The 17516-nt window shown below is 60.0% G+C and carries 11 protein-coding genes; 1 reads left to right on the forward strand and 10 read right to left on the reverse strand.

Features of this window, described 5'->3' with window-relative positions; all coding sequences use genetic code 11:
• Positions 1–32: 32 nt before the first annotated feature.
• The 9 genes from DW49_RS0118495 to DW49_RS0118535 all read right to left on the reverse strand — a co-directional run bounded on the left by DW49_RS0118495 (position 33) and on the right by DW49_RS0118535 (position 15199).
• Positions 33–2957 (reverse strand): glycosyltransferase, encoded by a 2925-nt coding sequence (locus DW49_RS0118495; protein ID WP_024421348.1) that lies wholly within the window; start codon positions 2955–2957, stop codon positions 33–35.
• 142 nt (positions 2958–3099) lie between these two features.
• The gene (locus DW49_RS0118500; RefSeq protein ID WP_005616795.1) at positions 3100–6675 is read right to left on the reverse strand and encodes a glycosyltransferase; all 3576 of its coding nucleotides are present in this window, start codon (positions 6673–6675) and stop codon (positions 3100–3102) included.
• A gap of 88 nt (positions 6676–6763) precedes the next feature.
• Positions 6764–8356, reverse strand: coding sequence for a flagellar hook-associated protein 3 (locus tag DW49_RS0118505; RefSeq protein ID WP_003382130.1), 1593 nt, complete (start codon positions 8354–8356; stop codon positions 6764–6766).
• Between the two features lie 13 nt (positions 8357–8369).
• Positions 8370–10430 (reverse strand): flagellar hook-associated protein FlgK, encoded by a 2061-nt coding sequence (gene flgK, locus DW49_RS0118510; protein ID WP_005616794.1) that lies wholly within the window; start codon positions 10428–10430, stop codon positions 8370–8372.
• An 11-nt stretch (positions 10431–10441) separates the two neighbouring features.
• Positions 10442–11692, reverse strand: a complete 1251-nt coding sequence (flgJ, locus tag DW49_RS0118515) for a flagellar assembly peptidoglycan hydrolase FlgJ (RefSeq protein ID WP_005616793.1) — start codon at positions 11690–11692, stop codon at positions 10442–10444.
• 10 nt (positions 11693–11702) lie between these two features.
• Entirely contained in the window at positions 11703–12812 is a 1110-nt protein-coding gene (locus tag DW49_RS0118520) for a flagellar basal body P-ring protein FlgI (protein ID WP_005616792.1), read from the reverse strand.
• Positions 12813–12825: 13 nt separating this feature from the next.
• The gene (gene flgH / locus DW49_RS0118525) at positions 12826–13539 is read right to left on the reverse strand and encodes a flagellar basal body L-ring protein FlgH (protein ID WP_005616791.1); all 714 of its coding nucleotides are present in this window, start codon (positions 13537–13539) and stop codon (positions 12826–12828) included.
• Between the two features lie 84 nt (positions 13540–13623).
• A complete protein-coding gene (flgG, locus tag DW49_RS0118530; RefSeq protein WP_003382124.1) occupies positions 13624–14412 on the reverse strand; it encodes a flagellar basal-body rod protein FlgG in 789 nt (262 codons plus the stop codon).
• 46 nt (positions 14413–14458) lie between these two features.
• A complete protein-coding gene (locus DW49_RS0118535; RefSeq protein ID WP_005616790.1) occupies positions 14459–15199 on the reverse strand; it encodes a flagellar basal body rod protein FlgF in 741 nt (246 codons plus the stop codon).
• 283 nt (positions 15200–15482) lie between these two features.
• Between DW49_RS0118535 and DW49_RS1000000132870 the strand changes: the two genes are divergently transcribed.
• Complete coding sequence (locus DW49_RS1000000132870; protein WP_024419974.1) at positions 15483–15674, forward strand: hypothetical protein; 192 nt, start codon at positions 15483–15485, stop codon at positions 15672–15674.
• On the opposite strand, the gene DW49_RS0118545 is transcribed toward DW49_RS1000000132870, so the two are convergent.
• Positions 15675–17438, reverse strand: coding sequence for a flagellar hook protein FlgE (locus tag DW49_RS0118545; protein ID WP_005616789.1), 1764 nt, complete (start codon positions 17436–17438; stop codon positions 15675–15677).
• Positions 17439–17516 lie beyond the last annotated feature (78 nt).

A 17516-nucleotide genomic window follows, 5' to 3' on the forward strand; every position in this document is an offset into this window, starting at 1 on the left:
CAAAAACAGCCGGATCGCGTGATGCGTAACGCTTAAACCGCCAGCGTGAAACCACGGCCATTGCGGTCGAGATTGGCGTTGTAGGCTTCGTCCTGCGCGAACTGCGCCGACCATTTGCCGATCAACGCTCCAAGGGTTTGTTCGGGCGCATGCACCACACCCGAATGCACCACTTGAACATGCGGGGTCCAGACAGTCAGATAGCCTGCCTGCGCGGCCTTGAGACACAAATCGACGTCACCCAGCGACTCGGCAAACACCTCTTCATCCAGGCCACCCAGCGCGTCGAACAACTCCTTGGCAATGATCAGACACGCTGATGACACGGCAGAGTAGTTCTGCTCCACCACCAGGCGCTGCATGTAACCTCGGGACGTCTTCGGCTCGCCGACAAAGCCTGAGCCCACGCCGCCATTGAGCCCCAGAATCAGGCCAGCCTGGGTCACCGTGCCCTCGCGGTCTACCAGGCGTGCGCCGACCACGCCGACTTCCGGGCGCTGTACCTGATTGAGCAGTGATTCAATCCAGCCCACGTTGACGATCTGGCTCTCGGCATCCAGCAGAATCAGGTACTCACCCTTGGCTTCCTGGCTGACCAGGTTGCGCAACGCCGCCGTACTCACACGCTGATCGGCGCGGAATACGCGCACCCGGCTGGACAACTGTTGCTGCTGATCAAGCCAGGTCGACAATTCGTTAGAAGTGCTGGCGTTATCGCCGATCAGTACCTCATAACGCTGATAGCGGGTGCGTTGCAGGATGCTGTGCAGGCAACGCTGCAGTTCCGCCAGGTTGTCCTGGCTATGCAGCAGAATCGAGACCATCGGCCGATGAGCATGGCGATAGTCGACCTTGTAAGTGCCGGGCAATGCCGAACTGACTTCAGCCTGATAACCACGCTGGCCCAGATGACGGGTAAGCGCTTTTTGCTCGTCCGGATTGTCTTCAAGCTCGGGCGCATCGCAGATCAGCACCGACTCGCTCAAATGCGCCAGACCGCTCATGCCGCCCTGCTCGATCAGGCGCAGCAGCAGGTCGAATTCCAGCGCCTTGGGAAACTCGCGAGAATAACCGCCCGCCTCGACCAGCAAATCACGACGAACCAGCCAGTGCCGAGCGGCCAAGGCCGGCACACTTTGCAACAGATCCAGGTTGAAGCCCGGACGGAACAACGGTGCGAGGGTGCCATTGGCCTGACGGTGAATTTCATCCACCGCGACCGCCCGGCATTGCCCGGCGTCAATTAGCTCGGCGCTGGCCAGAAACAGACCGCTGCGGGTGAACTCTTCACCCGCCTGCGCCAGCATCAGCCAGTCGCTGGACGCCTGTTTGACGACCTGATTGATCTTGTCGACATAGTTGTTTTCGGCGACTTTGACGAAGTGCAGGGTGTCACTCAAAGTGGTGGTTGCAGGCAGGTCACCGGTGGTGAACACCACGACCTTGAAACCCCGATAATGGCCGTTGATCAGGCTGTCGAAGGTTGCCTGCAGCTTGAACACGTCGGCTTCCAGATCAAGCAGCAAAATACCGATCTGCGAACCCGCTGGCCGACGCGCCAGCTGCGCAGTCAGCTTTTTCAGTTGCGCCGGGGCCGGATCACGTGAATCGAGCCAGTCGAGCAACTTGCCGGACGCCATGCCCTTCAGCAACTGGCTGTTATCGAATGCCGAATCGGACTGCAGACGCTGACCCCACGCGACGATGCGCTCGGCGCATTCGATGTCTTCCTCATCCTCGGACTTGCTCAACTCCTCGGACTTGCTCAACTCCTCGGCCAGACTCTGCACGACGCTGTGACTGAAGGCGTAGTTGGCATAGGCTTGCCACAGACGGCTCAACAGTGACTCGGCATCCGGGTTGCTCTGCACACGCAGCAGGTCGGCCTGCTTGACCAGCACCGCTTCAAGACCCTCCAGTTGCGCGTGACCTGCGGGCAACAGATGGATCAGAAACTCGATTCTCGCCAGCTCATCGAACAGTGGCTGGTTATAGAATGGCAGTTCAACGAACTGGCGAGGCTCGAACAGCGCATCTGTCTGCGCCAGCGCGACGTTCCACACCGAACTGATGATTTTTTCGCCCGCCTGATAAGGCTGGGTTTCGAGGCATTCAGCCATGGCTGCGAGGCCGGCCAATATGTGCTGCGCGCCCTGCTCGCCGTCAAAACCCGGCACATTGCCCAGCGTCGAGACAACCCTGCGCGCAAGCGTTTCGCGCTCGGCTTTCGCCTTGGGGTCGATATGTTTGACCGCCCCTGCAATGGCAGCGCCATAGCGATGCTCTGCCTCCTTTTCAGCGTTGACGTGCAACGCATAGGGAATGGGCAGGATCCGTAGCGCAGCAGCCGCAACCAGAAAGCTCATCTGGCCGATGTCCTGCCAGTGCAGCTCGGTGCCCTCAGGCACCGACGTGAACCACTGACGCGCCAGCCCGGTCCGGGTCACGGCATTGAGCAGCGACAGGCTCTGACCCATGAAGCTCAGAAGCCGCTCATCGGCCTGATCAGACGCGTAGTCCTCATGAACCTTGCGGTCGCGGCGAAAATAATCCACGCGATCAAAGTAGGCCTGGTAACCCAGGCTGTAGCCTTGGCAAGCGCCGTAACCGTCGTTGGCTTCGAGGAAATTCACGGCCTCGGTGAGCGCATCAGGCAGCAGGAAACTGTCAACCTGCGCGTACACCACAAAGGGGGTGGACACCTGCTTGAGGCCTTCTGCAATTCTGGCGCTGAGACCGGCTTCACTGAGTGCGGCATTGTGGATGTACTGCAGCCCGGCACGCTCGGCAACCTGTGCGTCGGGCACAGGCGAAGCATCGACCACAATCACATTGCACGGGTAGCTGCTGTAGTACTTCAGGGCACGACGCAGGAAGTCCGACTGATTCTCGGCAAGCAACAGCAGGGTCAGACGCTGGCTCAACGGGGTGGTTTCATTTCCAGAATGGCTTTGCATTAGCTTTCCTTGGTAGCGTACCGATGGCGTCTTGATCCTGGTGACCAAAAGACATCCTGATAACCCGAAGGCCCGGTCAACGCAAGAGCAAAACAGCACAACTCCAGCCGTCAATTGGCTGGAGCGCATTAAACAGGTCGGGTCAGTCGGGCAACCAGCCGTTCGCCCAATATTGCAGATTTTCGCCACGCAACATGAAATCGCGCAGCACCGTTTCGCGCAACTCGTCGCCTATGCGGTAGCTGGCATTAGGGTCGGACAAGTGCATGCGAATCGCCTGCAACCACTCTTCGGAGCTGTTGGTGTAGACACGAGTGGCCGGCAAATGGCCGCGATAGGCTTCGGTGTCCGAACAGATGACCGGGTAGCCGCACGCGCCGTACTCCAGCAGACGCAAGTTGCTCTTGCAGTCATTGAAGATATGAAACTCAAGCGGCGCAAGGGCCAGGTCAAGGTTCAGGCTGGCCAGCTTGGCCGGGTACGTTTGCAGGCTGACCGCGGTATGAAACTCGTGAATGTAGGGTTTGAACAAGTCCGGGCACATGCCGAAGAACACCCACTCGACTTCATCGGCCAGTTCGCGCACCACATCGACAATCAGCTCAAGATCACCCCGGTGACTGGTCCCTCCGCCCCAGCCGATACGCGGCTTGCCGGAGGTGCGACGCTGGCTTTTGAGGCTGCTCCACAAGTGCGGAGCCAACATGTTAGGCACTACGCGAATGTCACTGTGCATGCTCGACAGCGCCTGGGCCAGCGGCTGGGTCGACACCACCACGCGGTCGCACAGGCCTATACCCTTGCGCACCATCTCGCCAATGTTGTCGGGCATGCTGCGCCGGTGCTCGTTTCGCTCGGGCACATCGATGATGTAGTCATCCAGCTCAAAAATGCGCATGGCACTCGAATAGCTCTTGGCCAGAACAATATCTTTGATCTTGGGTTCGGAATAACGCCCTTGAAAAACGATGACATCCGGACGCTGGCGCTCGACCTCAACAGGCGTAATAGACTCGTAGGACATTCGGCCAACCACTCGCCCGGCCGCGATCAATTCAAGCATCGGCTGACTGACTCGGTAGTGGCCCACTGCCGATGAGTTGACCAGCATGCCCAGAATCGAAGGCAGATGACGGGTGCAGAACGGCTCCCAACCCATCTGCAGACCAGGGTCAAGATCGAAGGCCTGCACCTCGCTGAGGTTCAGATTGGCGTTGTAGGCCGGGTCTCGGGCCATTTTCGGCAGCCATTTTTCGAAAAACGATTGCTGCTCGTTGTCCAGCGCCTGACGCGACGCCTCGGATCGTGCCGCGGCAGCGGGCTCGGCCAGTACCAGTGACGAATCGGGGGTGCCGACAATCAGGTAACCTTCGCACCCGACCCGCATGCACAGGTCCAGGTCCTGCAAACCTTGAGTGAAAGTTGCCGCCTCCATCCCGCCTGCGCTGTCGAACACCGCCTTGCGGACCATCAGGCAATTGCCACTCACCGCGCTCCAGTTCTGCGTCAGTTGCAGGCGCTGCATGTAGCTGCTTGAGCCCGCCGGGTAATTGATGAAGGGCCGACCCGCCAGCCCGTCCATACCCATCACCATCCCCGCGTAGAGGATATTGCCCTGCGGGTTGAGGATTCGTGGCCCGACAATACCCACCTCGGGGCGCTGAGCATGGTTGAGCAAGCCTTGCAGCCAGTCAGCCTGATGCAGCACGGCGTGCTGGCTGAGCATGAGCAAATAGTCGCCGTTGGCGTGCCGGGCGGCGAGGTTCTGCGCGCTGGCTTCGCTGCCCGGCTCGGTCAGCGAATAGATGCGCAGCTTGTCGCTGCCCAACTCGCTCATCGCGGCAAACCAGGCGCGGGTGTCGGCGCTCTCACTGGCATTGTCGACGATCAGCACTTCGTAATGAAGGTAGGTGGTGTTACTGAGCAGGCTTTCTACACAGCGCTCCAGTGCTGCCAGTTGATCCCGCGTGGCAATGATCACCGATACCAGCGGGCTGGCCGCATGCCGGTATTCGATCCGGTTCAGCAGTGGCAATTGATCATGATGAATGGCGTGCTCTCGGCCAATGCGCGAAAGATGGGCCGATACCACCGACTCGTTATACTCGATCACCTGAGGCAGCGACAGCCATTGCGCGAAGGTCAGGGTCGACTCCACCTGAACCTCGGCGATGTGCTCGATGGCCTGAGGCACGACACCTTCCACCAGACGCCAGATGAAATCGTGCGGCGCCAGTTCGCCATGCACAGGGTCGAAGCCGCCAGCGTCCAGCAGATTGCGGCGCTGGAACGCCAACGTGCGGCCAACATACGGATAGGCCCGCATCAGGTCCAGGTTGAAATCAGGCTTGAAGATCGGCTCGCTGGATTTTCCATCGACCAGCGCGCCCTCGTCGCTGTAAACGCACAGCAGGCTTTCGTGTTGCGCGATTCGCTCAGCCAGCACCAGCAGTGATGGCTGAGTTAGCCGGTCCCCGGCACGCAGCAGATAAACCCAGTCAGCGTTCTCCAGCAGCGGCAGCACTTCGTTCAACTGGCGCGCCCAGTCCGGCTGTAACGAGAAGCGCAGCACCTGTGCATCGTCAACCTCGGCATTGGTCAGCACCACCACCGAATCAGCGGCGTAATCCTGCTCGGCAATGCTGCGCAGGGTGATGTCCAGCCCCTCGGCATCGCCGAACGGGTCGATGACCACCGGAACAATGCGCGGCTGCCATGCCCACTGGCCGATGCGTTGCTCGATCAGTTTTCTCTGCGGTGCGGTAAATTGCCGACACGACAACCACTCCGTGTAAAGCTCGGCGTAGGTTTCGCTCTTGCTGCCCACCCGACTGTGCATGACGCCCTGACGGCTGGCCATTATCCCGTAAAGACCGACCTCGTCCCACTCACGGGGCTGTTCCAGCGCCTTGCGCAAGGGCAGAAAGCGCACCCAGCCCTGGGCGGGGGCCTGCTCGCCGCTGCGGGCCTTGAGCATTTCGTTCAGCCAGCCCCATTCGGTGGTCGCCTTCTGAATTGTGTCTGGCTGGCTGCTGAAACGACCTGGATGCTGCCGCTCGACGTTTTGAATAGTGTGCAGGGCCGCCAGGTTGCCCCGACGCAGCAAGCAAATGAACAGCGCGAAATCCAGCAGTGCGAGAAAACCCTGTCCTGACTGGGCAATAGAAGGCAGGTATTCCAGAACATCGACACGGCGCATCAGGGCAGCACTGAACCCACCCAGATAATTGCGTGGGGTGCGCTCGAAAATCGCCAGCATGTCCTCGCCCTTGAACACAGCGTCATAAGGCACAAGCCCGACGTTTTCCAGGCGGGGCGGCAATACGTAGTCATCAATGTCGACCAGATGCCGTCGGCCAACCACCAGACTCACGTCCTCATGGGCATCCAGAACACTTGCCTGATTGGCGATGAAGTACGGAAAGAGGCGGTCGTCGTCACACAGAAACTTGATGTATTGGCCGCGTGATTCTTCCAGGCACTTCAGCAGGTTGCCTTGAAACCCCAACCGCAGAGGGTTGCGCACGTAACGTGCGAGGTTGCTGGATGCGGGCACCAACTCGTCGAAAATATCCCTGATTTCATCAGTACGGCAATCGTCGCAGACGATGATCTCCAGATTGTCGTAAACCTGATTCAAGGCACTTTGCAGCGCGGCGTGGAAGAACCGGGGATTGAAGGCGGGAATGACGATACTGACGAGGGGGACTGAATTCACTATTGCAGACTCGCGAGCGGCGGGAAGCTACCGGTCAAGTAGCCTCCCTCACCGCTGAAATAAAGACGGCGGATGCTCAACGCCAGGATTACAGCTGGCTGAACAGGTTCAGCTTGGACAACTGGACGAATACCTGCTGCGACGCATCCAGCATGGTCTTCTGCAACGTCAATCGGGTAGTGGCCTCAACGATATCGGCGTTGACATAGGTGCCCTGCTCAACCGTGTTGTTGCCCTTGAGCAGCTCGTTGGTCGTCCCTTGCGCCGTCGCCGCCAATTGACGTGCACCGCCGGCGGAGCGCGCTGTGGACGCCTGATCAATGCTGCTCGCAATGTTGCCAAGCGCAGAACCCAATGCAGCATCGAGCTTTTGCGAAGCAACCAGATTGCCATCAACGGGTGTCGACAACGCCTTGATTGCTGCGGTCAGCGTGTTGAGGATGTTCTCGGTCTGGTGCGTGCCGGACTCCACGACAAACTGATCACCGGCTGCCGGGGTACCGCTGACGGTAAAGTTGACGCCCGACGCATTGGCGGTCGAACCGGTCAGTGTGCCACTCGACACCGGCTTGCTGCTGCTGGTGACAGGCGACGCATACAGGTCGTAGGCAGTGGCGCTGGTGAACTTGAGAATCGCGCCATTGGGCGGGAAGGTGTTGTTGAACGCCGTGCGGTCAGCCGTTGTGTTGCCCACTGCCGAACTGCTGATAGTCGCAGCCGACGTGTTGCCCGGGCTGCGCGAGGCCGAGACCGTGTCTGGCGTCGAGGCCAGTTCATAGCTGCGATTGGTCAGGGCTGTGGCAGCCGTTGCCGCCGTGGCAGATTCGGCGGCTGACAGGTTGACGTTCATGGTCAGCTCTACACCGCGAAAGGTGAAGGTCTGGTCAGCGAACGAGGCGTAGTTGAATTTACCGGCAGACGAGGCATCGGTCGTGACATCGGTGCCAGTGGCATCGGTGATCTTGAACTGCGTGCCGCTGAGGAACGTCATGGTGTACGGTTCGCCAGCCTGATAACCCGAGTTATAGGCGCTGGTGGACGTGACCTGACCGCCAGTCAAACCGACCTTGCCATCGTCGGTTGCAGGCGACAGCAGCGTCGACGACGTACGGGTGGTGTTGACCGCTTGCTCGAATGCTTCATGGCCTGTGGTGTTGCTTGGAAGCACCAGGCCGTCACCAATCGCCAGATTGACGCTGGTCTGGTCGCCGCTGTAGCTATAAGTACCATCGGCGTTCTGCGCGTACGGCGGCGCCGAAGACTTGGAGCCGGCGAAAATGTACTGGCCGTTGGCGTCCTGGCTGTTCATCAAGCCGAGAATCTGGCTCTGATACTGCTTGAGCTCGGCGGCCTTGGCCAGACGGTCGGAGTCGGTGTAGGCACCGTTGCCGGCCGACACGACCACTTCACGAGCCGCCTGCATCGTATCGACAATGCTGGTCAGAGCGGTCTCGGAATTGACGATGTTGGTGTTGATCGTGCCGATGTTCGACGCGTACTGGGTCAGCATGGAGTTCTGCTGAGCCAGTTGCAGAACGCGTGCAGCACCTACCGGATCATCACTGGCGGTGTTGAGCTTGATACCGCTGGAGACCTCTTCACTGGTCTTGAGCACATTCGAATAAGTACGCTGATAATTGGTATTGGTGGATTCGTAGAACTGGGTAGTTGAGATCCGCATGGTTCACGACTCCTTAAAGGCTGTTGATCAGCGTGCTGAAAATGGTTTGGGCCGCCTTGATGATCTGCGAAGAGGCCGTGTAGTACTGCTGATACTTGATCAGGTTGGCCGCTTCTTCATCGAGCGATACTCCCGAAACCGAATCACGCGCAGACTTGGCCTGTGCAACGACTGCCGCGCTGGCGGTGACATCACTCTTGCCCTGCCCTGCCAATGTACCGACGACCGACACCAGATCAGAGTAGGCACCGGACAGGCTGGTGCCCACGCCGCCATTGGTGACACCAACGGTCTTGGCGGTCTGCAACCCCACTATTGCCAAGGCATTGCGGTTGTCCGAAGAGCCGGCACCGGTCAGGCCGATGCTGAACGTGTCATTGGCCAGTGGCGAGCCAGACAGGGTCATCTGTACTTCGAACGCCGTCTTGCTGGCTGGCGTAGTCGTGTTATCGGTGTAACCGACGCTCAGCTTGAGCGCGTTGCTCTGACCCTGAATGATCGTGCCGCTCACCGCGGTGCCATTCTGGTCGAGCACAGGTGAGCCACTTGCATTGATCAGCGTGTAGCTTTGAACACCGGTGCTGCTGACCGCGCCCATCACCAGCTTCATCGGCGCGGAGTCTTTGACTGCGTTACGCAGGTCAGCCGTCTGAACGCTGTCGTAGATATCGGATTTGGTGCTCAGCACCGGCTGCGTAAAACCACCGGTGCCCGAGTTACTGGCCCCGGCCGTTGCGGTCAATGGCGCGGCGGCGGCAATGTCCTTGGGATCGGTCAATACCACCGAAATACCCGAGGCGCCGTTGCGTGTCGGGGTGACCTTGAAGGTGTCGCCCGCAGCCAGCGCATTGCCATTGAGGCTGACGCTGAAGCCATCGAATTGCTTGGGCGGATTGTCAGTCAGTGCACCGGTGCCGACGCTTTCGCCGTTGGGCAGACGACGGACCGTGAAGTTGGAGGCGTCGCTGAAGGTGACTTCGTAATCGTCGGCGGTCAGCTTGCTGGTATCGCCAATGGTCACGTCCAGATTGCCGGAACCGGCGCTGTTGGTGGTCTTGCCGGTGCTGCGCTGCGAAATGGCGTCGGCACTGTTGATGTTGGCGTACAGGCTGCTGCCGAAGTTGCCTTTGCTGTCGATGCCCTGGCTCATCTGGCTGTTGACCTGATCGGCCAGCACCATCGCCGCACGACCGAGTTCATTGGTCGCAGGCACCAGTACATCGGAGCGGTAACGCAGCAGGCCGCCGATCGAGCCACCGGTGATCACCGAGGTCACGTCAGTCTTGGTCTGGCCGTAAGCGATCTGCACGTTGTATTGCAGCGGATCGGCCGGGCTCGGGGTCGCCGACATGGTGTACGACGTGCCGCCACTGACCAGCGATTGGCCTGTACCGGTATAGATGTCGTAGTTGCCGTTGTTCTCGACCACTTTCACGCCGACCAGACCGTTGAGCTGGCGGACGGCTTCGTTGCGCGAATCGAGCAGCGAGTTGGGCGTGGTGTTGCCCGCCCCGGCCTGCGTGATCTGTTTGTTCAGGCTTGCCAGCGTCGTGGTCAGCTCGTTGACCTGTTTGGTGAAGGTGGTGAGCTGGGCATTGACGTTGTCGTTCTGCGACGACAATTGCGAAGCGACCGAATTGAAGCGTGAGCTCAAGGCAGAAGCCTGAGTCAGGAATGCCGAACGGTCCGAGGACTGCGTGGCATTGGTGGCAATGCCCTGCATCTTGGTGAAAAAGTCAGCCAGCTGCGTGGACACGCCGGTCGCGCTATCGGACAGCAGCGTATCGGTCTTGCTGGCCTGGCCGGAGTAGGCAACCGCGTCGGCGCTCAGGGCAGTACTGGTTTGCAATTGGGCATCAAGGTAGCCGTTGTAGATACGACGCACGTCGGACAGCGTCGTACCGGTGCCGATGTAACCGACACCCAGACCGATATTGATCTGTGCCGAAGCCGTGGTCATCACCTGCTGACGCGAGTAACCGGCGGTATCCACGTTGGCCGTGTTGTTACCGATGGTGTTGATCGCGGCACTGCTGGCATTGATACCTGAGAGCCCAATTGAAATCAGCGACATGATTCAAAACCTTATAAAGTCGTGGAAGAGCCCGTTGCAGCGGCGTAAGTCTGGTAACTCTTCATCTGCTTCGCGATCTGCGAAATCTTGCTGGCATAAGCCGGGTCAGTTGCATACCCGGCCTTCTGCAATTCTTTTACAAACTGTTCCGGGTTATCGGCAGAACCGACGACATCTTTATAACGATTGTTGTTCTGCAGCAGGCTGACCAGGTCGTGGAAGCTGTCGGCATAGGAGTCGTACGAGCGGAAGTCCGCCGTCTCCTTGACCATCTTGCCGTCGCGGAACTCGCTGGTGATGGCGCGCGCTTCGGCGCCCTTCCAGCTGCCAGCGGCCTTGATGCCGAACAGGTTGTGACTGCTGCTGCCGTCCTGCTGACGCATGATCGACTTGCCCCAGCCGGTTTCCAGTGCCGCCTGCGCGACCAGCATGACCGGGTCGACGCCAATGCGAGCTGCCGCTTCCTTGGCAAGCGGCAACATGGTATCGACAAACTGGTCGGCGTTGCTGAAAGCGCGCTTGGCTGGCGCCAGTGGTGGCTGGGCCATGGAGCGAACGTATTCCGGCGCAGGTGCAAGGTTTGGGTCGAGCGTCCAGTCGCCGTTGTCACCGCTCGTGCTGGCGGTCGCGCGAGCCGGTGCCGGACTGTTGCTGACGGCTGCGGTGGCAGAAGGAACAATGCCCGCCAGCAACCGATCGGTCAGGCTGCTTGGCAGGGACAGACGACGCGAGTTAAGCGCCGCCATGTCATTGCGTCCTTCACCGGATGCCGACGCTGCGGCAGCCGCCTGATCTGCCGCCGCCGAGCGCGTGGCCCACAACGGACGTTGATAGACACTGGTCGCCAGAGCGCTTTTGGTCGGCGTTGCATCGGTTGCCGTTGCAGCCTTGGCGGCATCGGTGGTGCCTGTCGCGGCAGCGTGGTTGATGCCCTTGTCTTTCGACAATTGGCGCATCAGCACGTCCTGCAGGCCGATGCCGTTGCCACGGGTGGACAGCGTGACCGCCAGTTGTTGGTCATACATGTCCTGATACTGACGCGTCGCCGGAGTGTTCATCGGATTGTCCTTGGCCAGCACTTCGTTGGCCGAACGCATGGCCTTGAGCATCTGGCTGACGAACAGCGACTCGAACTCCTGGGCAACCTTCTTCTGGTTGGCCACACTGTCCTTGTCGCCATGCTTCAACGCCGCCAGACGGTTGACGTCGGTGTAGGCACCGGAGTCGACCGCTGACGAAATTCCGCTCTTGGGCATGTCCATACTCGGATCCTCAGATGACGATCAGGTCGGCCTGCAAGGCGCCGGCCTGTTTCAGGGCTTCGAGGATGGCCATCAAGTCACCGGGCGCAGCGCCCACCTGATTGACCGCACGCACAATCTCGTCCAGCGTGGTGCCTGGACCAAACTTGAACATCGGGTGCAGCTCTTGCTGGGCGTTGACCCGCGAGCGCGGTACGACAGCGGTCTGACCACCGGACAAGGCACCCGGCTGGCTGACAATCGGGTCTTCGGTGATGGTCACGGTCAGGCTGCCGTGGGTCACAGCAGCAGGCGACACCTTGACGTTCTGACCGATGACAATCGTGCCGGTCCGCGAATTGATAATGACCTTGGCAGCAGTCTGGCCCGGATCGACTTCCAGGTTTTCCAGAATCGACAGGTAGTCGACACGCTGGCCCGGATCAAGCGGCGCGGTCACACGCACCGAACCGCCATCCAGCGCCTGAGCAACGCCCGGGCCGAGCAAATCGTTGATCTTGTCCACAACCCGCTTGGCCGTGGTGAAGTCGGAACGGTTCAGGTTCAGGGTCAGTGTGTTGCCCTGATTGAAGCCACTCGGCACCGAACGCTCGACCGAAGCACCACCGGGAATACGGCCCGACGACGGAACGTTGACCGTGATTTTCGAGCCGTCACGGCCCTCTGCGTCAAAACCGCCGACCACCAGGTTGCCCTGCGCAATGGCGTAGACATTGCCGTCGACACCTTTCATTGGCGTCATCAACAACGCACCGCCGCGCAGGCTCTTGGAGTTACCGATCGAGGAAACGGTGATATCGACTGTCTGACCCGGCTTGGCAAACGCCGGCAAATCGGCATACACAGCAACCGCCGCAACGTTCTTCAACTGCACGGTGCCCGAACCTGCCGGCACTTTGATGCCGAACTGCGACAGCATGTTGTTGAAGGTCTGCAAGGTGAACGGGGTCTGAGTGGTCTGGTCGCCCGTACCGTTGAGCCCTACCACCAGACCGTAACCAATCAATTGGTTGGCCCGTACGCCGGAGATGCTTGCGATGTCTTTCAGACGTTCGGCGTGGGCGCCGAACGCTGCAGACAACAGCAAGGTCGCGGCTATCAGTTGCTTGAGCTTGATCATGTCTATCCCGCTATCAGAAAGGGAACAACGGGCTGAGGAAGAACCGGTCGAACCAGCCTGGCTGGCTGGTATCGGCAAAGGCTCCGGTCCCCGAATAGGTAATACGTGCATCGGCAATACGGGTGGAAGAAACGGTATTGTCGGTGGCGATGTCATCGGCGCGCACCAGACCTGCGATGCGTACCAGTTCGTCACCGGTATTGAGCGTCATCCACTTCTCGCCACGCACGGACAGAATGCCGTTGGGCAATACATCCGCGACCGTCACAGTGACCGAACCGGTCAGGCTGTTGCTCTGCGCGGCCTTGCCGTCACCCTTGGTGGTGCGTGCGCCGGTATAACCTGCGTTAAGGCTCAGGTCATTGCCGCCAATCGGGTTGTTGGTGGTCAGCCCCGAACCGAACAGCGAGGTCAGGCCGATGCTGTTGGTGCTGTCCTTGGTCATCGCCGAGGTCGCCGCCTTGCTCGCCGCCATACGCTCGGAAAGCGTGATGGTGATGATGTCGCCGACGCGGAACGCCTTGCGGTCGCCGTACAGGTTCTGCTCGAAACCGGCCTGGTAGATAGCGCCATTGTTCGAAGCGGCCGACATGGGCGTACGCGGCAACACCGGAGCGTAGTAAGGGTCATTGGGCTTTGCCGTCGGCGCAACACAGCCAGACAGCAGGGTGATCCCGCACAATGAAGCGATCAACACTGAAAAACGCGGAAAACCAGGGCGGTTCATGACACTTGAAACCTCGCGGTGTAGCAGGCGCTTATCAGGCGCCCCGTCGGATTGAGCAGTTTTACCAACAGCAACATCAGGGCCTTACAGGTTCTGAGTCAGGTTTTGCAACATCTGGTCAGCGGTCGAGATCACTTTGGAGTTCATCTCGTAGGCACGCTGGGTCGTGATCATGTTGACCAGTTCCTCAACGGTGCTGACGTTGGAGTTTTCCAGGGTGTTCTGCAGAGTCGGGCCCAGGCCGTTGAGGCCAGGCGTGCCGATCTGTGGCGCACCGCTCGAAGCTGTTTCCAGATACAGGTTGCCACCGATGGCCTGCAGGCCAGCCGGATTGATGAAGTCAGCGGTCTGGATGTTGCCGATGACCTGCGAGGTCGCAGTGGCACCTGCCAGCGTCACAGACACCGTACCGTCCTGGCCGACCGTGAAGGTCTGGGCGTTCTGCGGCACGACAATCGCAGGCTCAAGGGCATAGCCGGTGGCGGTGACGATCTGGCCGGTCGAATTCAAGTGAAAAGTACCATCGCGGCTGTACGCAATAGTGCCGTCCGGCTGAGTCACCTGGAAGAAACCGCGACCGTTGACCGCAAGGTCCAGCGGGTTGTTGGTGGTTTGCAGGCTACCGGCGGTGAAGTTCTTCTGCGTGCCGACAATGCGCACACCGGTACCCAGTTGCAGGCCCGATGGCAGCTCGCTGTCCTGAGTGGACTGGGCACCTGGCTGACGCTTGATCTGATACAGCAGGTCCTGGAACTCGGCACGGTCACTCTTGAAACCTGTGGTCGAAACGTTCGCCAGGTTGTTGGAGATGGTGGTCAGGTTGGTGTCCTGAGCGGCAAGGCCGGTTTTGGCGACGTATAGTGCAGGAAGCATGTGTGTTCTCCTCAAGCGCCGGTTTGTCGGCGCAAGCTGTCATTGATTAGCCAAGTTGCAAGACGCGAGCCATCGACTGATCGTCTTCTTCGGCGGTCTTCATCATCTTGACGTGCAATTCGAATTGACGGGACAAGGCCAGCACCGAGGTCATTTCCTCGACCGCATTGACGTTGCTCGCCTGCAGAAAGCCGGACTCGACCTGAACGGTAGCGTCGGCCGCAGCAGGCTGGCCGCTCTTGGTGTGGATCAGGCCATCAGGGCCTTTTTCCATAGTCTTGAGGTCAGGCTTGACCAGCTTGATACGGTCGACCTGCGCCATTACCTGAGGGCTCTCGCCCAGCGAGCGAATGCTGATCGTGCCGTCGGCGCCGATCTCGATCTGCTGCTGAGGCGGCACGGCAATCGGACCGCCGTTGCCCATTACCGGCAAACCACTGCCGTCGCGCAACACGCCCAGGGCGTCGATGTTCATGCCGGAGCTGCGTGTGTAGGCTTCGCCACCGTCGGGAGTCTGCACGGCAATCCAGCCATCGCCCTTGATGGCGATGTCCAGTTCGCGGCCGGTCTGGACCATCGCTCCACCGGAGAAGTCAGTACCCGGACGCTCGCTCATGGCATAGGCACGCGACGGCATGACCTCGCCAAACACCGGCATCGAGCGGGCCTGTTCAAGGTCACGCATGAAGCCGTTGGTCGAAACGTTTGCCAGGTTGTTGGCGTGAGCCTTCTGCGCAATCGCGTTTTCGGATGCACCGCTCATGGCGACGTAAAGCAACTTGTCCACAGTCTTCCTCCTCCGACAGACGCTTGCCGCCTGTAGCTGTTCTGAAAGGGTTAAAGCAATTTTTGAACCAACTTGTCAGCCTCGATACAAATGCCTGATTAACCAGCAAAACCCGGCACGCGACGATCACCTTCAGGCAAAGCGCCATCCAATAGCGGCGGCGGACTGCCGCCTGCTTATCATCGGGCAGGACACACCGCCAAAAAAACTTCATCGATACGCGCTTACAGGCCAATCGACAGTGATAATCTTGCCGGCACCGCACCCCTGAACGGGAACCGTCATGCTTTTTCGTGTGTGCGTTGTCGGCGTCGCGATCGCGAGCCTGATGACCTTCGCCCTGCTCTGCCAGGCCGCCCCTGCGCACTATTACCGCTGGCAGGGCGACAGCCGGATTGTCTGCGCCCAGACCAGCCCGGGGCCGGGCTGGACCCGCCTGAAAGGTCACTTCGTCAAATCCGACTGCTCAATCTGATCAGGTCGACTGAATCAGCGTCTGCATGACCGTCGCCTCCGTCGATATCGCCTTGGAGTTGGCTTGATACGCCGTCTGCGCCTGAATCAACGCAATAAGTTCATCGGCCAATACCACATTGGAGCCCTCCAGCGCGCCGCCGACCAGACTGCCCAGCGTGCCGACGCCCGGCACCTCGTAATCGGCAACGCCCGACTCTGCGGACTCTGTCCAGCGCGTATCGCTACGCGCCTGCAAACCCTGCGCGTTGGCGAAGCTGGCAAGGATCACCTGGCCGATACTCTTGTTCATGCCGTTGGTGAAACCAGCTAGCAGAATGCCATCGCGCCCCACACTCAGACTGCTCAACTGCCCCGCCGCATGCCCGTCCACGTGGGTCGAGGAACGCGAGCTTGCAGCGTTGTGCTGCAGCAGGTTGGTGAAGTCCAGCTCAATGCCGTTTGCACTGCCGGCCGCGCCGTTGGACACCCAGCGATCCTGCCCCGTCACACGCTCGGCAGGCATTGCCGGCGTCCAGCCGTTAAGCTGCAGCCCGCCGCCGTTGGTGCTCACCAGCCCCGAACTGCCGGTCAGCGAACGCACCGAGCCGCCGGAATCAAAAACGATGTTAGCCGTCAGCGGCTCGGTGGAATCAGGCATCTGCGGGTTTCGCCCGTCAATCAGTACATGCATGCGCCAACTGTTGTTGCCGTCCTTGACGAAATACTGTTTTAGCTCGTGCTGATTGCCCTGACTGTCAAAAATCGCATTGGCAAACATATCGCTGTAGGTTTTCAGGTCCAGCGAATCAAACGCCGGAACGGGTCGATCCATCACCGCGTCGGCCGGATCAAGCACACTGGCCGACCCATCGATCAACGGCAGCGAAACCGCACCGCCACTGGCCGCGCCATTGCTCATCCAGGCCCCGTTCACTTCATGCGCCGGCCGCCAGCCTTGCAGGGCAAACTCGGTGTCGGAAATCTTGCGCAGGTGCTGACTGTTGCCGCTGTACGACAGCGACCCGTTGGGCTTCTGCTCGAGGGTGACGTGTAAGGGGGCCACGCTGTTGGGGTCCACCGGATTACGCCCGTCGACCAGCACATACATCGACCACTGGCGGTCGCCGGTCTTGACGAAATACTGTTTGAGTTCATGGTCGGCCGCGGGCACCGCGCCGGCACCGGTGCCAGCCCCTGCGTCCTGAATGGTTCGGCCGACGGCACGGGTGTAAGTGGCAGGGTCGGCAGGGTCGAACGCCGGCAACCGGGCAAGTGACGGCAGCGAGGCGTCGAGGTTGATGTTCTCGGCAACCCGCGTCGTGGCTCTGGCGGCCACATTCGAGGTGTCAATCTGCAGGTCGGTGCGCAGGCCGCGCATGATCTCGCCCTTATCGTTGGCGGCGTACCCCTGCAGGCGTCCGCCCTCGCTGTCGACGACAAAATTGGCCGCGTCCTTGAGGAAAGCGCCCGCCCGGGTATAGGCAAGCGAGCCTTTGTCACTCACCACGAAAAAACCGTTGCCCTGAATGCGCATGTCCAGCGGGTTGCCGGACGTGGTCATGCTGTCGCCCTGATTGAAATTCTGCTGGGTCGCGGCAAGGCGCACACCGTCGCCAATCGCATTGCGGCCACTGCCCAACTGGGCAGATGAATACAGCGCCGAGAACTGCGCCCGCGATGATTTGAAACCGATGGTTCCGGAGTTGGCAATATTGTTGCCCGCCACTTCCAGCCTTTTGTTTGCAGCGTTAATACCGGCGGCGGCAAAAACTGAGCGCAACACCTGACCAATCCGGTACGGTGAACCTATGTCATATCATGAACTCAGCATTGAAGAACGCATCACGATCCAGTTTGGCCA

The organism is Pseudomonas avellanae BPIC 631 (genome assembly GCF_000444135.1).
In the GTDB taxonomy this organism is placed as follows: Bacteria; Pseudomonadota; Gammaproteobacteria; order Pseudomonadales; family Pseudomonadaceae; genus Aquipseudomonas; species Aquipseudomonas avellanae.